Here is a 14,573-nt window from a genome sequence, read left to right as displayed (position 1 = left end):
CGCGCCTTCGCGCCTTCGCGAGAACCAAATCTGTCTTCCGACTCCAGGCCGCCTCGTGATCATCGGGCTCGGGTCGGACCTGTGTAACATCGAGCGGATCGCGGCGTCCGTCGCGCGGTTCGGCGATCGGTTCGAGCAGCGGGTGTTTACCGATGTCGAGCGGGCGAAGGCGGCGCGGCGGCCTTTTACCAAGGCCGACACGCTGGCGAAGCGGTTCGCGGCCAAGGAGGCGTTTTCGAAGGCGGTCGGGACCGGGTTTCGGGCAGGCGTGTTCATGCGCGATATCGGCGTGGTCAACGCCCCCAGCGGTGCGCCGACGCTGGCGTTGACCGGGGGCGCCAAAGCGAGGCTTGACGCGTTGACCCCTGAAGGCCACGCCGCGCGCGTGCATTTGACGATGACGGATGATCATCCGTGGGCGCAGGCCTTCGTGATCATCGAAGCTATACCTCTGATATCCCCGGACATGCGCCAGGATACGAATCGATGAAGGACGCGGCGTTGGACGGCAACGAGTTCCCCGAAAAGCCCCTCGCGCAGACCCCCCTTGCGCAGACCAGCGCGGCCGATACCGCGCCACCGGCCGGCACCGCACCGGAAACTGGTTCCGAGACTGGCCGCCGCCGCGGCACCGACTGGTGGGGGGAGGTGAAGGGCATCTTCTGGCTGATCCTGGTCGTGCTCGGCTTCCACAGCTTCATCGCCAAGCCCTTCTATATCCCTAGCGAGTCGATGCTGCCGGGCCTGCGCATCGGCGACCGGCTGGTGGTGACCAAGTTCGCGTATGGCTGGTCGTTCGTGTCGCCGACGATCCCCAACCCGGTCGCGATCTTCAAGGGCGTCGTGTTGCGCCAGCAGGAAGACAGCTGGAGCGTGTCGCTGCCGTTCATCCACGGCCGGCTGTTCGGCTCGCTGCCGACGCGCGGCGACGTGGTGATCGTGACGCCGCCGGGCACGCACAACGACTATATCAAGCGCGTCATCGGCCTGCCGGGCGACAAGCTCGCCGTGCGCGGCGGGATCGTGTTCCTGAACGGCGTCGCGGTGAAGCGCGGCCCGCTGCACGACACGCTGATCCCGGTCGACACCAACAGCCCGTGCAGCGAGATCGACTATCCCGGCGCGCGCGAGACGCTGCCCGACGGGCGCGAGATGTGCCGCTTGCCGACCTATACCGAGACGCTGCCCAATGGTCGCCGTTACGAGACGATCGATCTGGAGTCCGACAGCCAGGGCGACAATTTCGCGGAAGTTACGATCCCCGCGAACCACGTCTTCCTGATGGGCGACAACCGCGATCGCTCGGCCGACAGCCGGTTCGCGCTGAGCCAGCTCGGGCTCGGCGGGCCGGTGCCGTACGAGAATCTCGGCGGCCGTGCGGAGTTCATCACCTTCAGCCTCGACGGCGATGCGACGTTCAGTCCGCTGAGCTGGTGGAGTTCGCTGCGCCCGGATCGCGCGGGCACCTCGCTCCATCCCGCCAAGGCGAACTGAGATGGCCGAGACGAAGACGGTCGACGAACTGAGCCCGGTCGAGATGCGCGATCCGTTCCTGCGCAAGGAACTGAAGCGCGCGGCGATCTGGCTCGGACTCGCCTGCGTGATCGCGCTGCTGATCGTGCTGGTGCAGCCGTTGCTGATCATCTTTGCCGGCGTCGTGTTCGCGGCCTTGCTCGATGGCGGCGTGCGGCTGCTCGGGCGGGTGCTGCCGATCGGGCGTGGCTGGCGGTTGCTGATCGTCGTGCTGCTGACCTTCGCGTTCCTCGTCGGCACGTTCGTGCTGACCGGGGTGCAGGTGACCGAGCAGGTGACGCAGCTGCGCTCGACCCTGGAATCGCAGGCCAATCGCTTCACGGGCTATCTGACCTCGCAGGGGCTGATGCCGGGCGCGTCGGACGTCAACGGGATCGTCAAGCAGGCGCTCGGCTCGGTCGGGCGCGTGACGTCGTGGGTGGGCAGCGCGATCGGCGCGATCACCAGCATGTTCATGATCCTGATCCTCGGGCTGTTCATCGCGATGGACCCGGGGACGTACTCGCGCGGGCTCCAGTGGATGGTGCCGCTCGATCTCCGCCCCGAGTTCGCCAGGACTTTGGTCAAGATGGGCGCGACATTGCGGCGGTTGCTCGCCGGGCGCCTGCTCGGGATGGCGGTCGAGGGTGTCGCGAGCGGCATCGCGCTGGCGGTCGGCGGCGTACCGATGGCGATGCTGCTCGGCATCATTGCGGGCATCCTGGCGTTCATCCCCAATGTCGGCGCGATCGTGACCGGCGTGCTGATGGTCGCGGTCGGGTTCAGCGCGGGGGTCGATACGGGCTATTGGGCGATCGGCACGTACCTCGTGGTGCAGACGATCGACGGCTATGTGATCGTGCCGATGGTCGCCAAGCGCACGGTCGATTTGCCGCCGGCGTTGACGCTGGGCACGCAGATCCTGGCGAGCGCGCTGTTTGGGATCCTGGGGCTGGCGCTGGCCGATCCGATGACCGCGATGTTGAAGACTGCGCTGGAGCGTCGGTCTGAGCGGGAAGAGGAGAAGGCCGAGGCTGACGAGGGTGTGGCTGCTACTGCGTGAGTGGCGTTACTCGTCCGGTCGGCACGCGCAACCGTACTGACCTCCGGTGGGTAAGCACCCTCGTTCTACAATGGTGGTGAGATAGAGCTCACAATCCGTCATCCCCGCGGACGCGGGGACCCATATCCTCCGAGGTTTGCCAATATGGGTCCCCGCGTCCGCGGGGATGACGGAACGGGGGGTCGGTACCACGGAATAAGGTGGGGCCGGTCAGCTATTCACGGAACAGAGACGAGCAGGAAGTTACCGCCTTAACAATTGGTCGAAGAGAGCAAGGTAGCGCTCCGCTGAGTCTGCACCGGGTTGCGGTACTGGCGCCGGTCGCTGCGTAGTCGGCGCTAGCCATGCATCCAACGCCGCGATCAACGCAGCCGCGTCGTCTCTCGCGACCACCGTCCCACGGTCGGGACGATCAACGATCTCCGCCACCGCTGCGCTCGAGTCGGTCGAGATCACCGGCGTTCCGACCGACAACGCCTCGCGCAAAACCCCCGGTACGCCTTCGTATTCCGACGTCAGCACCAGTACCGCCGCGCGGGCCATCACCGGGAGCGGATCGCTGCTGTGGCCGAGCAGGAGCACGCGATCCTGCAAACCGAGCGCACGGATTTGCGCTTCAATCGCCCTCCGCTCGCTACCGTCACCAAGAAGAACGAGCGGTATCGCTTGGTCCGCCAGCAGCGGCAGCGCGGCGATCAGGCGGTCCCAGCGCTTCTGCGGTTCGAGGCGCCCTACCCCGAGAATGAAGCGCGCCGGCAGATCGGGCAGCGCGCCCGGAATCGCCACCGCCGGCGGGTTCGGAATGACGCTCGTCCGCCCGACCATCCGGGTCGCCAGCGCCGCCTCGTCCGCGGTCGCAGGCGTCATCGCGACGAGGTGATCAAGGAACCCGCCGTGCCGCGCCAGCCAGAGCTGGTGCGCCGCGTGCATCAGCCGCCCATGATCGGCGCGCGTCGGGGCGTTCGACATCTTCGCGACGATCGGCGGGCAAGCCTTGCCCAGCCGCAGCCTCGTCCACGCCGCGCTCCAGGTATAGAAATTGCCGGGGCAGAAGATCACGTCCGGCGACAAACGCCGCACGACATTCGGCAACGTCAGCAACCGAAGCGGCGAAACGATCTCCAGTCCCGCGGGCAGTTCCGCCGCCAGCGGCCCGGAGATATCCTCGATCGCCAGCGTCACGCGCCGCCCCGCCGCGAGCCAGCCGCGCGCGAGGCGCAGTTGCGCGCGCTCGACCCCGCCGCCGCGGAGGTCCTCGGCATAGGTCAGGATGTGCTGGGCGACCGGCGACATACACAACACTGAAACATGGGAGTCATCATAATGCACGATTGGTAGAGCGGAGATCGCGACCGAATGAAACCGACTTTACGTGCACGACCGGCGGCTAAAGGCTATTGTCTCGACCCGACACCGGCAATGGCTGGTGCACCGTGCGACCCTTGCAGACATGGCGTGAGGACAAGCGATTGACGACGCGACCGCCGATTGCGGCCGATCCTGCCGGTTATGCCGACGTCTCGAATGTCGGGCTGGAACCGCTGAAGACGGTCCGCAGCCGCTGGCCGGCGATCATCGGCGCGGTGCTGACGGGCGCGATGATCGTCGGGTTGGCGCGCGAGTTGTTCGGGCATGGCCTGGCGGGGCTCGGCCGCTCGGTGCCCGCCGATCCCCGCTTCTATCTGTGTTTCGTGCTGCTCTACATGGCGTCGCCGACCGGCGACTATGTGATCTTTCGGCGGCTCTGGGAGATTCCGATCGGCGGGCTGGTCGCACTGATCAAGAAGCGGATCGCGAACGAAGTCGTGTTCGGCTATTCGGGCGATGCGTATTTCTACGCCTGGGCGCGGGCGAAGGCGCAGATGGTCGCGTCGCCGTTCGGGGCGGTCAAGGATGTCTCGATCCTGTCGGCGATCGCGGGCAATGCGGTGACGTTGCTGCTGGTGGCGATCGCGCTGCCGTTCGGACGCGACCTGCTGACTCACGATCAGTTTCGCGCGGTGCTGGCATCGGCGGGCGTCACGCTGGTGATATCCCTGCCCTTCCTGATCTTCTCGCGGCGGGTGTTCTCGCTCGCGCGGCCGCTGTTGTGGTGGGTGTTCTCGGTCCATTGCATCCGGCTGTTGCTCGGGTCCTTGCTGATCGCGCTCGCCTGGCATTTCGCGTTGCCTGGCGTGTCGATCGGCATGTGGATGTTTCTCGCTGCCGGGCGGTTGCTCGTGTCGCGGCTGCCGCTGGTGCCCAACAAGGACCTGCTGTTCGCCAATGCCGCGATTCTGCTGATCGGCCAGGATCAGGCCCTGTCCGAACTGGTCGCCTTCACCGCGGCGCTGACCCTGCTCGTGCATGTCGCGCTGATCGTCGCGTTCGCCGCGCATGCGATCGCGATGCGACCGACTGTCGGCAGGGCAAGCGATCGCGGGCGCGATCACGGGGCTTGAGGGGCTATCGCAGGGCTGGGTTCGGCGATGCGGCGGGCGGCACGTAGAGCGTGAAGCGCGTGCCGGGAACCGCGACCGATCGATAGCCGCTGCGAATTGTCCAGGCGGCGAGCGCATGATCGAGACTGGCGTCGCCGCTGGTGTCCGCGGCTTCGCCGCCGGTGAGGATCGGTGCGTTCGTCACGCGCGCACGCGCACGTGACATCAGATGGAGCGTGCGCTCCTGTCGCGGATCGAGCAGGCTTGTGCTGCGGAAATAGAACGGGCCGGTGGCGAAGACCGGGTCGGGCAAGCGGTTCGCGGCGGGCAGCATCTGCGGAGACAATGTCGCGATCGTACCGCCGATCCCGCGTCGATCGAGGGCCCGGCCGAGCGCGCGGCCTTCGCGCAGCGCCTGGGCTAGCGATAGTCCGTCCGGGCTGGCCAAGGCTGCGATCGACGGCGCGAGTCCGGCAATCGCGAAGACACCGAGTGCGACTCGCCACGATCGGCCAAGGCGCGTGATCAGCGAGAGCCGGACGAACAGCGCGGGCAGGACGGGAAGCAGGTACTGCCGCCAGGTCGGGAACGGCAGCAGGGCGGCTACGAGCCCGGCGAGGATGAGCGCCTCGAACAGCCCGATTGCGCGGCGGCGGCTTGCGTCTCGGGCGACCAGGATCAGCGCGGGCAGCGCCGCACCGAGCGCGAGGAATTTGAGCGTGTCGATCGCCTTGGCGGGGAGCGACATCTTCCAGGGCCGGGACGCGTAATATTCGGCGGGGCCGCGCGCCGGGAAGGTCAGCGTCCCGAACACGAAGCCGGCGGGGCTCGTCGTGTAGCTCCATGCGACGAAGACGATCACCGGCAGCGTGCCGAGCAGGATCGCGCCTGGGCGGTGGCGGCGGTGGATCAGCGCGTACAGCCCATAGGCGAGCGCGGGGAACGCGTAGGAGATCTTGGCGGCGGCGGCACTGGCCAGAAGTAGCCCGATCAGCAGCGCCCGGTCTCGCGTCGCATCACGGGTTTCCGCGCGTGCGATCAGCGATAGCGCGGCGGCGAGCAGTGCGGCGGGGAGCGCATCGTTGCGCGCGGTACCGATGCTGAAGAGGAGAATGTCGCAGGCCGCGAACAGCGCGGCGCAGGCGAGCGCGGCTTTGGGTTTCGCGCCGAGGGTTCGGGCGGCGGTGTGGACGCAGGCGATCGTCGCGACGCCGAGCAGCGCGTTGACGATGCGGAGCGCTGGCCAGGTCCAGGTTCCGGCTAGGAGCGCGATTGGCGCGAAGAGGTAGGGCTGGAGCGGTGTCTGGAGGTAGGCGAAGTCCCTGTACGGGAGCAGGCCCTGCGCGGTCAGCGCGGCGGCGGCGACGTACTGGCTCTCGTCGTGGTCGACCGGGTGGAGGAGGGCGAGGGTGATGAAAATCGCGGCCATGGCTGCGACCGCCAAAAGCATGTTGACCCGCGAAGGCGGGTGTCCAGTCTGGGCACCCGCCTTCGCGGGTGAACAATTTTGGAGAGCGGTGTCCTCCATTACTTGGCCCCACCCTGCTCGCGACCACCCCGGCGGAGGCCGGGGCCCAATTGGGGGACGGTCATGGTTGAGGATGGCACTCCGTTACTGCGGCTTTCCCAATTGGGCCCCGGCCTTCGCCGGGGTGGTGTGAAAGGGGGCAAGGTCAGGCTTTGACGGCGGTCAGGAAATAATCGAGGCTCGTCGAATCGCTGAGCGTGAAGCCAGTCGCCGGCGAGAAGCTCAGCCCCCGCGTGTCCGTCACGCGAAGCCCCGCATCCTTCAGCAGCGCGGTCAATTCCTCAGGCGTCAGGAACTTGTTCCAGTCGTGCGTGCCCTTGGGAATGACTCCAGCACCCTCAGCCACGGTGATCATCGCCAGCCGCGACAGCGGCGTACGGTTGGGCGTCGAGAGGATCAGCAATCCACCCTCCGCCAACGTCCGCGCCAAGCCCCGCACGAAGCCGGCGGGATCGCTGACATGCTCGATTACCTCGAGGCTGGTGACCAGATCGAACTGCCCGACCAGCCCCTCGACGCCCCCCGCCCGGTAGTCGATCGCAAGACCACTCTGCGCCGCATGGATCTCCGCCACCGCGATATTCTCGGGCGCCGCATCGATCCCCGTAACCTCTGCGCCAAGCCGGGCGAGTGGTTCGCACAGCAACCCCGCACCACACCCCACGTCGAGCGCGGTCTTCCCCGCCAGCGGCGTGAAGGTCGAACCATCGCCCCCCCAATGCGCGTCGACCTGCTCGCGGATGTAGCGCAACCGCGGCGGGTTCAGCTTGTGGAGCGGGGCCGACGAGCCCTTCGGATCCCACCAGTCCTTTGCCATGGTGCCGAAATGCGCGGCCTCGCGCGGATCGATTGTTGCGTTATTGTGCGTGTCGCTTGCCAGTATCATGCGCGCTACCTATCAGGGCCGCCGCTTCGACCCAAAGGGATTTGCGCTGCCAATGGCCCGTATCGTGATGAAATTCGGCGGGACGTCGATGGCTGGGATCGAGCGTATCCGCAACGTCGCCGCGCGCGTGAAGCGCGAAGTCGACGCCGGCAACCAGGTCGCCGTCGTCGTCTCCGCGATGGCCGGCGAGACCGATCGGCTGGTCGGCTTCTGCCGCGAGGCGTCGTCGCTGTACGACGCGAAGGAATATGACGTCGTCGTCTCGGCCGGCGAGCAGATCACGAGTGGCCTGCTCGCGATCGCGCTCCAGGCGGCGGGCTGCAAGGCACGGAGCTGGCTCGGCTGGCAGTTGCCGATCAACACGTCGGACGCGCACGGCTCGGCCCGCATCGGCGAGATCGACACGGCCGCGCTCGACGCGAGCCTCGCGGACGGCGTCGTCGCCGTGATTCCCGGCTTCCAGGGCGTCGCGGATGGTCAGCGCGTCACGACGTTGGGTCGCGGCGGCTCGGATACGTCGGCGGTGGCGATGGCGGCGGCGATGAAGGCCGACCGCTGCGACATCTATACCGACGTCGACGGCGTCTACACGACCGACCCCAGGATCGTGCCTCGCGCGCGGAAGCTGAGCAAGGTCACGTACGAAGAGATGCTGGAACTTGCCAGCGTCGGTGCCAAGGTGTTGCAGACTAGGTCTGTAGGCTTGGCGATGAAAGAGAATGTGCGGGTACGCGTGCTGTCTTCGTTCGAAGACGGCGATACCAATGACGGACACCGCGGCACGTTGATCGTGGGCGAAGAGGAAATCGACGATATGGAACGCCAGCTCATCACCGGCATCGCGCACGACAAAAACGAGGCGAAGATCACCCTGACGCAGGTCAGCGATCGGCCGGGCTCGGTCGCCGCGATCTTCGCGCCGCTCGCCGATGCGGGGATCAACGTGGACATGATCGTGCAGAACGTCGCGCATTCGACCGGGTCGACCGACGTGACGTTCACGGTGCCGGCGGCGGATCTGGCGCGCTCGCTCGACGTGCTCGACAAGGCGAAGGACGCGATCGGCTATGCGACGATCGTCCACGACACGCGCGTCGCCAAAGTGTCCGTCGTTGGTGTCGGCATGCGCAGCCATGCCGGCGTCGCCTCGACGATGTTCACCACGCTTGGCGAGCGCGGCATCAACATCCAGGCGATCGCGACGTCGGAGATCAAGGTCAGCGTGCTGATCGAAGAGGATTATACCGAGCTCGCGGTGCGCGTGCTGCACACGGCGTACGGGCTCGATGCCGAGGATGCGGCTTGAGCTTGATACATAACGACATGATCCCGGCAGGCGTCGGGACGACGGGGATGGATGCATGACGATCGGTACTGAGCGGCTGCAACGCCGGATGGCGCGCGGCGCCGCGTTCCTCGGGTCGGAGGTCGCTATTCTCGGCGGCGCGATGTCGTGGGTGAGCGAGCGTCACCTCGTGTCGGCGATTTCGAACGCGGGCGGGTTCGGCGTGATCGCGTGCGGCGCGATGACGCCCGCGCTGCTCGATACCGAGATCGCCGCGACCAAGGCGATGACGGACAAGCCGTTCGGCGTGAACCTGATCACCATGCACCCCGACCTGTTCGAGTTGATCGCGGTCTGCGCCAAGCACAAGGTCGGCCACGTCGTGCTCGCGGGTGGCCTGCCGCCAAAGGGCAGCATCGAGGCGATCAAGGAGACGGGCGCCAAGCTGATCGCGTTCTCGCCCGCGCTGGCGCTGGCGAAGAAACTGATCCGCTCGGGTGTCGATGCGCTGGTGATCGAGGGGATGGAGGCCGGCGGGCATATAGGCCCGGTCTCGACCAGCGTGCTCGCGCAGGAAATGCTGCCAGAGATCGCCGAGCAGGTTCCCGTGTTCGTCGCGGGCGGGATCGGTCGCGGTGAGGCGATCGCGGGGTATCTCGACATGGGTGCGGCGGGCGTCCAGCTCGGCACGCTGTTCGTCTGCGCGACCGAATCGATCGCGCACGCCAATTTCAAGAAGGCGTTCATCCGGGCGTCGGCGCGCGACGCGATCGCCAGCGTGCAGATCGATGCGCGGCTTCCCGTCATCCCGGTGCGTGCGCTGAAGAACGCGTCGAGCGAGCTGTTCACGGCGAAGCAGCGCGAGGTTGCCGGGCATCTCGATGGTGGCCGCGTGGAAATGGCCGAGGCGCAGTTGCAGATCGAGCATTACTGGGCAGGTGCGCTGCGCCGCGCGGTGATCGACGGCGATGTCGAGCATGGCTCGGTGATGGCGGGCCAGTCGGTCGGCATGGTCAAGCGCGAGGAGCCGGTCGCGGACATCATCGGCGGCCTGATGGCGCAGGCAGCGGCGGCGCTAGAGGCGCGCGCGGTTTAACGCCTGATCCTCCCCCGCAAGGGGGAGGTGGCAGGCTCTTGCCTGACGGAGGGGGCGGCAGGCGCCAACCTCTGTTCCGTGTCCTCCCCCTCCGTCGCCTGCGGCGCCACCTCCCCCTGGCGGGGGAGGATCGTGAGGGATAGCGTCTTCTGTATACGGTGATCTTGGGTTCGTTGCCTGCATCCAGCACCACCCCGGCGGAGGCCGGGGCCCAGTTGGGGGACATCGCCGACTAAGGTCGCGGTCCGTTACTGCAACCTTTCCAATTGGGCCCGGCCTCCGCCGGGGTGGAAGTGATCCGTGGCAGGGCGCGACCTTCTGGCAATCTTGAAACTCCCAACCCCACCCATCTCCACTCGCCGCAAATCGCGTACGGCTTACGCATCGTTAACCTTCCCCATGCCAGACATGTCCCGTCGGGGGACATCACGAGGTGGTTGCGATGAGTCGTCGGTTTGCGTTGCTTTCATTTACCGCACTCGCCTTGGTGGCGGGGTGCGCGCCGAAGCCCAAGACGGTCGCCGTCGTTGCGCCGCCGGTGGTCGCGGCACCGGTCGCCGCGCCGGCAATGCCGAAGGGTGCGTCGCCGACCATGGTGATCCCAGTCGCGTTGCCCGATGGCACCTATCCCACGCCGAATCGCAACCTGACCCCGGCCGCCAAGGTCTGGCACCTGCGTGCCGCGCTCAACGTCGCCGCGCTCGCCTGCCGCGGACCGCAGGAAGGCGCGATCATCGCCAGCTACAATGCGATGCTGTCGGCGCAGAAGCCGGTGCTCGCCAAGGCCGAGGCGACCTATGCCAGCGAGTGGAAGTCGGGCGGCCGCGATTGGCAGGATCGCTACGACGATGCGATGACGCGGCTGTATAACTTCTTCTCGCAGTCGCCCGCGCGCGACGATTTCTGCGCGGCGGCGAGCACCGTGCTGGCGCAGAGCGCTGGTGTGACGGCAGAGGCGATGCCCGCGTTCGCGGCGCAGCAACTGCCGACGCTCGAACGGCCGTTCACCGATTTCTACCGTGCGTTCGATGCTTGGCGTGGTCGGGGTACCCCGGCACCGGTGTATGCGCAGCAACCGCGGCCAGTGCTGGCTTCGCGGCAATACGCGTCGAACATGACCGTCCAGACGATCACGCAGGCGCGTCTCCAGCCGATCTCGCAGCCGGTACCGCCATCGCAGCCACGGCTGAAGCTGGATCCCAGCGTCTTCCAGTAATCAGGTCTTGAGCGGCGATCCGAGCGACCAGCTATGGCCGAACGGATCGCGCACTTGGCCGTATCGATCGCCCCAGAACTGGTCGGCGACGGGCATCGTCACGATCGCGCCAGCCGTCGCCGCGCGCTCCACCCAGCCATCCGCATCGTCGACCTGCAGGTGCAGCGTGATACCGGCGGGCTCGGGTTCGTCGTGGCCGCGCCATTCGGGAAACTCGTCGCCCAGCATCAACCAGCCGTCGTTGATTCGGAGGCTCGCCTGCATCAGCCGGACGCCGTCATCTGCGACGTTGGTCTCGACGACCGTCGCGGCGAACGCGGCTTCGTAGAAGGCGAGTGCTTCGTGTGCGCGCTTGCCGCGGATGACCAGAAAAGGCGTGATACCGCGAGTGGGACGATCGGCCATGCGAGTCTCCTGCGTTCGAGGAGTCGAGACTAGGCGCATGATTCGCCCCCGGCCAGTGCCGACATGATGAAGGCAATGGTTGGCTTCGTGGCAAAGACTGGGTTAACAGCCGCGGCAATGGCTGAAGTTTCAGATCGTCCGGCGGAAGGCCGCTTCGAAGGGCGCGAGCACCGGTTTCCGGTGCGCGTCTATTTCGAGGACACCGACCTGTCGGGTGCGGTTTATCACGCCAATTATCTGCGCTACATGGAGCGCGCACGGTCGGACATGTTGCGGCTCGGCGGGATCGACCAGCGCGCGACGTTCGAGGCAGGCGAAGGCTCCTACGCGATCGCCAACGTGACCATCCGCTATGCCGCACCGGCGCGGCTCGACGACGCGCTCGTCGTCGTCTCGCGGATGACGCAGGTACGCGCCGCTGGCGTCGCCATTCATCAGAGAGTCATGCGCGACGGGCTTGTCTTGGCCGAGGCGGATGTTGTGGCGGCGTTGGTCGCTCCCAATGGTCGCCCACGCCGCCAGCCACGCGCCTGGATCGATATCTACGAACGCCTAGTCTGGCAGGGGGAAGCATGAATCCGGTGTTGACTATGGAGAGCGCGACGCTGTCGCCGATCCACTTGTTCCTCCAGGCCGACTGGGTGGTGAAGGGCGTGATGATCGGGCTGCTGCTCGCCAGCATCTGGACCTGGGCGCTGATCGTCGCGTTCTGGCGGCGGATCGGCAAGACGCGGAAAGGCATGACCCGGTTCGAGCGCGACTTCTGGAAGGCCGAGGATATCGACGTCTTCTACAAGGCGGAGGGCGAGAACGACCTACCGTCGGCGCGCGTGTTCGCGGCCGGCGTCACCGAGTGGCGGCGCTCGACCGCGGGCGGCACGATCGACAAGAGCGGTACGCGCGAGCGGCTGGCGACCACCATGGGCGCAGCCGTCGCTGGCGAGATCGACAAGCTGTCGGACCGGCTCAACGTGCTGGCAACGGTCGGCTCGGTCGCGCCGTTCGTCGGGCTGTTCGGCACGGTGTGGGGGATCATGCGGAGCTTCACCAGCATCGCGGCGGCGCAGAACACGTCGCTCGCGGTGGTCGCGCCGGGGATCGCGGAGGCGTTGTTCGCTACGGCGATCGGCCTGTTCGCGGCTATTCCCGCGGTGATCGCGTACAACCGGTTCTCACACGGCATCAATCGGATCGAGGCGAGCCTCAACCGCTTCGCCGACGGTTTCCATACCACCCTCTCGCGCCAATTGGACGGGTCGCGATGAGCGCGACGCAAATCCTCCCCGGCACGGGGAGGGGGACCGCGACGCGCAGTGGCGTGGTGGAGGGGGTTCTCCCCGCAGCGCAGCGCCCTTGGAACGAGGCCCTCTACGCACCACAGCATATGACGCACGCCCCCACCACCAGCTTCGCTGGTCCCCCTCCCCGCTTGCGGGGAGGATTTTAGATGGCGATGAACCTTCCTTCTTCCCGTGGCCGCGGTCGCCGCGCGCCAATGGCGGACATCAACGTCACGCCGCTGGTCGACGTGATGCTGGTGCTGCTGATCATCTTCATGGTGACCGCGCCGTTGATGACCGCGGGCGTTCCGGTGAACCTCCCCGACGCGCGTGCGAAGGCGCTCGACCAGGAGCAGAAGCCCGTCGAGATCTCGATGGATGGCACCGGCGCGCTGTTCATCGACAAGGATCAGGTGACCGACGACGCGTTGCCGGTGCGGTTGGCCGCGATCGCCGCCAGCCGAGCGGTCGGCGACGAACCGCAGGTGTTGCTGCGCGCGGACCGGAAGCTCGATTACGGGCGCGTGATGCGCGTGATGGGCGAACTCAACCGCGCTGGGCTGAACCGCGTCGCGCTGGTGACCGTCGAGGGTAATCAGAACTGATGGCGCTGGCCTGATGGATCGTTCGGAGAAGATCGGCTTAGGCGTTGCCGTCGTCGGGCATGTCGTGCTGTTCGGCTTGCTGTCGCTTAGCTTTCTCAGCGCGCCCGAACCGCCGAAGATCCAGCAGCAGCCGATCGACGTGAGCCTCGTCCCCGACGTCGCGCTCGAGGCGACCGCGCCGCAATCGGCGGAGACGCCGGCCGAGTCGGTCGCGCCGGACGAGGGCGCTCCCGAGGATGCCGCGCCGCCGGCCCCGCAAGAGGCCGAGCCCGAGCCGAAGCCCGATCCCGTGCCACCTGCGCCGAAGCCCGCACCGCCGAAGCCCAAGCCGCAGCCGGCACCCGAACCAAAACCCGAGCCCAAGCCGCAGCCTAAACCCAAGCCGCAGCCTAAACCCAAGCCTGCGCCACCAAAGCCCACCGCCAAGCCGGCACCGGTGCCTAAGCCGGCCGAGAAGCCAAAGCCGGTGCCCGCCAAGGCCAAGCCGACCAAGCCCGCGCCGGAGAAATCGGCACCTGCGAAGACCGCGACGAAGTCGAAGGACTCTGCTGCAAAGTCGTCTTCTAGTGCAGCCAAGCCCGCCAAGCCGTCCTCGACCAAGGGCAGCGGCTCGACCGCCGAGGCCAAGACCTCGCGGCCACGCGGTTCGCGGCTCGGCGACAATTTCCTCAAGGGTCTGTCGGCCGATCCGTCGCCAAGCAAGTCGGAAGCGCCCAAGGCGGCCAAGCTCGGCGCGCAGGCGGCGGCGAACATCGGGTCAGCGATCCTGCGCCAGGTGCAGCCCTGCGCGAACCGCCAGGTCACGCCTGGACCCGGCGCCGAGCGGATCCGCGTGACGATCAACCTGCGGCTCAACCGCGACGGCACGCTGAAGTCGCGGCCGACGATCAGTGGTCATGCCGGCGTCGACGACGACAACCGGCGCTATGTCGACCGCGTCGACGATCTGGCGATCGCGACCTTCGTCGGGTGTTCGCCGCTACGCGGTTTGCCCGACGACCTGTATGACGTGCAGAACGGCTGGAGCAATTTCAGCCTGCGCTACAAACTTCCCGGCTGAGGATGTCCGTTATGACTCGATCGATCCTGGGGTTTTTCCCTTCGCGCCCAACCCCGATTGAAGAATACCACCCCGGCGTAGGCCGGGGCCCAATTGGGACGGCCAACGTAATGATGCGCACCGCTTCCTCAGCGGCGTCCCCCAATTGGGCCCCGGCCTTCGCCGGGGTGGAGGTTGTGTTGGGTGGGCGTAAGGCTCGATCGGTTCTCGCATCGGT

Annotated in this window: 15 protein-coding genes; 11 read left to right on the top strand and 4 right to left on the bottom strand. The window is 67.0% G+C overall.

The genetic code is table 11. The features are described from left to right. Positions 1-55 precede the first annotated feature (55 nt). Genes acpS through ASF09_RS09185 form a run of 3 tightly spaced genes read left to right on the top strand, consistent with a single transcriptional unit; the run spans position 56 to position 2,575 of the window. Positions 56-490 carry a holo-ACP synthase gene (acpS, locus tag ASF09_RS09195; protein WP_060525941.1) on the top strand — a complete coding sequence of 145 codons (435 nt, stop codon included), beginning with the start codon at positions 56-58 and terminating at the stop codon, positions 488-490. Continuing rightward, positions 487-1,494, top strand: coding sequence for a signal peptidase I (lepB, locus tag ASF09_RS09190; RefSeq protein ID WP_082444212.1), 1,008 nt, complete (start codon positions 487-489; stop codon positions 1,492-1,494). Before acpS ends, lepB begins: the two co-directional genes overlap by 4 nt. 1 nt (position 1,495) lies before the next feature. After that, positions 1,496-2,575, top strand: coding sequence for an AI-2E family transporter (locus tag ASF09_RS09185; RefSeq protein ID WP_060525940.1), 1,080 nt, complete (start codon positions 1,496-1,498; stop codon positions 2,573-2,575). Between the two features lie 243 nt (positions 2,576-2,818). Here ASF09_RS09185 and ASF09_RS09180 read toward each other — a convergent pair whose 3' ends face one another. Further along, positions 2,819-3,868 (bottom strand): glycosyltransferase, encoded by a 1,050-nt coding sequence (locus ASF09_RS09180; RefSeq protein WP_082444211.1) that lies wholly within the window; start codon positions 3,866-3,868, stop codon positions 2,819-2,821. Positions 3,869-4,044: 176 nt separating this feature from the next. Here ASF09_RS09180 and ASF09_RS09175 point away from each other — a divergent pair, with 176 nt between their 5' ends. Next, positions 4,045-5,016, top strand: a complete 972-nt coding sequence (locus ASF09_RS09175) for a hypothetical protein (protein WP_060525938.1) — start codon at positions 4,045-4,047, stop codon at positions 5,014-5,016. A gap of 4 nt (positions 5,017-5,020) precedes the next feature. Here the strand turns inward: ASF09_RS09175 and ASF09_RS09170 are convergent, their stop codons facing one another. Both ASF09_RS09170 and ubiG read right to left on the bottom strand, forming a co-directional pair. Further along, positions 5,021-6,424, bottom strand: a complete 1,404-nt coding sequence (locus ASF09_RS09170; RefSeq protein ID WP_156359301.1) for a glycosyltransferase family 39 protein — start codon at positions 6,422-6,424, stop codon at positions 5,021-5,023. 244 nt (positions 6,425-6,668) lie between these two features. Beyond that, a complete protein-coding gene (gene ubiG, locus ASF09_RS09165) occupies positions 6,669-7,409 on the bottom strand; it encodes a bifunctional 2-polyprenyl-6-hydroxyphenol methylase/3-demethylubiquinol 3-O-methyltransferase UbiG (protein ID WP_060525936.1) in 741 nt (246 codons plus the stop codon). 52 nt (positions 7,410-7,461) lie between these two features. On the opposite strand from ubiG, the gene ASF09_RS09160 reads away from it, so the two are divergent. The 3 genes from ASF09_RS09160 to ASF09_RS09150 all read left to right on the top strand — a co-directional run bounded on the left by ASF09_RS09160 (position 7,462) and on the right by ASF09_RS09150 (position 11,006). Beyond that, positions 7,462-8,715, top strand: a complete 1,254-nt coding sequence (locus tag ASF09_RS09160) for an aspartate kinase (RefSeq protein ID WP_056054666.1) — start codon at positions 7,462-7,464, stop codon at positions 8,713-8,715. A 55-nt stretch (positions 8,716-8,770) separates the two neighbouring features. After that, positions 8,771-9,790, top strand: a complete 1,020-nt coding sequence (locus tag ASF09_RS09155; protein WP_235529769.1) for an NAD(P)H-dependent flavin oxidoreductase — start codon at positions 8,771-8,773, stop codon at positions 9,788-9,790. A 442-nt stretch (positions 9,791-10,232) separates the two neighbouring features. After that, positions 10,233-11,006, top strand: coding sequence for a hypothetical protein (locus ASF09_RS09150; RefSeq protein ID WP_060525935.1), 774 nt, complete (start codon positions 10,233-10,235; stop codon positions 11,004-11,006). On the opposite strand, the gene ASF09_RS09145 is transcribed toward ASF09_RS09150, so the two are convergent. Next, positions 11,007-11,411 (bottom strand): VOC family protein, encoded by a 405-nt coding sequence (locus tag ASF09_RS09145; protein ID WP_060525934.1) that lies wholly within the window; start codon positions 11,409-11,411, stop codon positions 11,007-11,009. 117 nt (positions 11,412-11,528) lie between these two features. Between ASF09_RS09145 and ASF09_RS09140 the strand changes: the two genes are divergently transcribed. From ASF09_RS09140 to ASF09_RS09125, 4 genes are all read left to right on the top strand, one after another. Continuing rightward, positions 11,529-11,987, top strand: coding sequence for a YbgC/FadM family acyl-CoA thioesterase (locus tag ASF09_RS09140; RefSeq protein ID WP_060525933.1), 459 nt, complete (start codon positions 11,529-11,531; stop codon positions 11,985-11,987). Then, entirely contained in the window at positions 11,984-12,676 is a 693-nt protein-coding gene (gene tolQ, locus ASF09_RS09135; RefSeq protein WP_060525932.1) for a protein TolQ, read from the top strand. Before ASF09_RS09140 ends, tolQ begins: the two co-directional genes overlap by 4 nt. 182 nt (positions 12,677-12,858) lie before the next feature. Then, positions 12,859-13,296 carry a protein TolR gene (gene tolR, locus ASF09_RS09130; protein ID WP_056053220.1) on the top strand — a complete coding sequence of 146 codons (438 nt, stop codon included), beginning with the start codon at positions 12,859-12,861 and terminating at the stop codon, positions 13,294-13,296. Positions 13,297-13,309: 13 nt separating this feature from the next. Then, complete coding sequence (locus ASF09_RS09125) at positions 13,310-14,356, top strand: hypothetical protein (RefSeq protein ID WP_060525931.1); 1,047 nt, start codon at positions 13,310-13,312, stop codon at positions 14,354-14,356. Positions 14,357-14,573: the final 217 nt, after the last annotated feature.

This window comes from Sphingomonas sp. Leaf242, from assembly GCF_001422045.1.
Taxonomy (GTDB): Bacteria; Pseudomonadota; Alphaproteobacteria; order Sphingomonadales; family Sphingomonadaceae; genus Sphingomonas.
The sequence above is the reverse complement of the archived record's forward strand: the minus strand, read 5'-3'. Positions and strand labels throughout refer to the sequence as shown.

Coding starts and splice junctions, on each gene's coding strand:
- lepB (WP_082444212.1), top strand. CDS start 487: ATGAAGGACGCGGCGTTGGACGGCAACGAGTTCCCCGAAAAGCCCCTC.
- ASF09_RS09185 (WP_060525940.1), top strand. CDS start 1,496: ATGGCCGAGACGAAGACGGTCGACGAACTGAGCCCGGTCGAGATGCGC.
- ASF09_RS09180 (WP_082444211.1), bottom strand. CDS start 3,868: ATGTCGCCGGTCGCCCAGCACATCCTGACCTATGCCGAGGACCTCCGC.
- ASF09_RS09170 (WP_156359301.1), bottom strand. CDS start 6,424: ATGGCCGCGATTTTCATCACCCTCGCCCTCCTCCACCCGGTCGACCAC.
- ubiG (WP_060525936.1), bottom strand. CDS start 7,409: ATGATACTGGCAAGCGACACGCACAATAACGCAACAATCGATCCGCGC.
- ASF09_RS09160 (WP_056054666.1), top strand. CDS start 7,462: ATGGCCCGTATCGTGATGAAATTCGGCGGGACGTCGATGGCTGGGATC.
- ASF09_RS09155 (WP_235529769.1), top strand. CDS start 8,771: ATGACGATCGGTACTGAGCGGCTGCAACGCCGGATGGCGCGCGGCGCC.
- ASF09_RS09150 (WP_060525935.1), top strand. CDS start 10,233: ATGAGTCGTCGGTTTGCGTTGCTTTCATTTACCGCACTCGCCTTGGTG.
- ASF09_RS09145 (WP_060525934.1), bottom strand. CDS start 11,411: ATGGCCGATCGTCCCACTCGCGGTATCACGCCTTTTCTGGTCATCCGC.
- ASF09_RS09140 (WP_060525933.1), top strand. CDS start 11,529: ATGGCTGAAGTTTCAGATCGTCCGGCGGAAGGCCGCTTCGAAGGGCGC.
- tolQ (WP_060525932.1), top strand. CDS start 11,984: ATGAATCCGGTGTTGACTATGGAGAGCGCGACGCTGTCGCCGATCCAC.
- tolR (WP_056053220.1), top strand. CDS start 12,859: ATGGCGATGAACCTTCCTTCTTCCCGTGGCCGCGGTCGCCGCGCGCCA.
- ASF09_RS09125 (WP_060525931.1), top strand. CDS start 13,310: ATGGATCGTTCGGAGAAGATCGGCTTAGGCGTTGCCGTCGTCGGGCAT.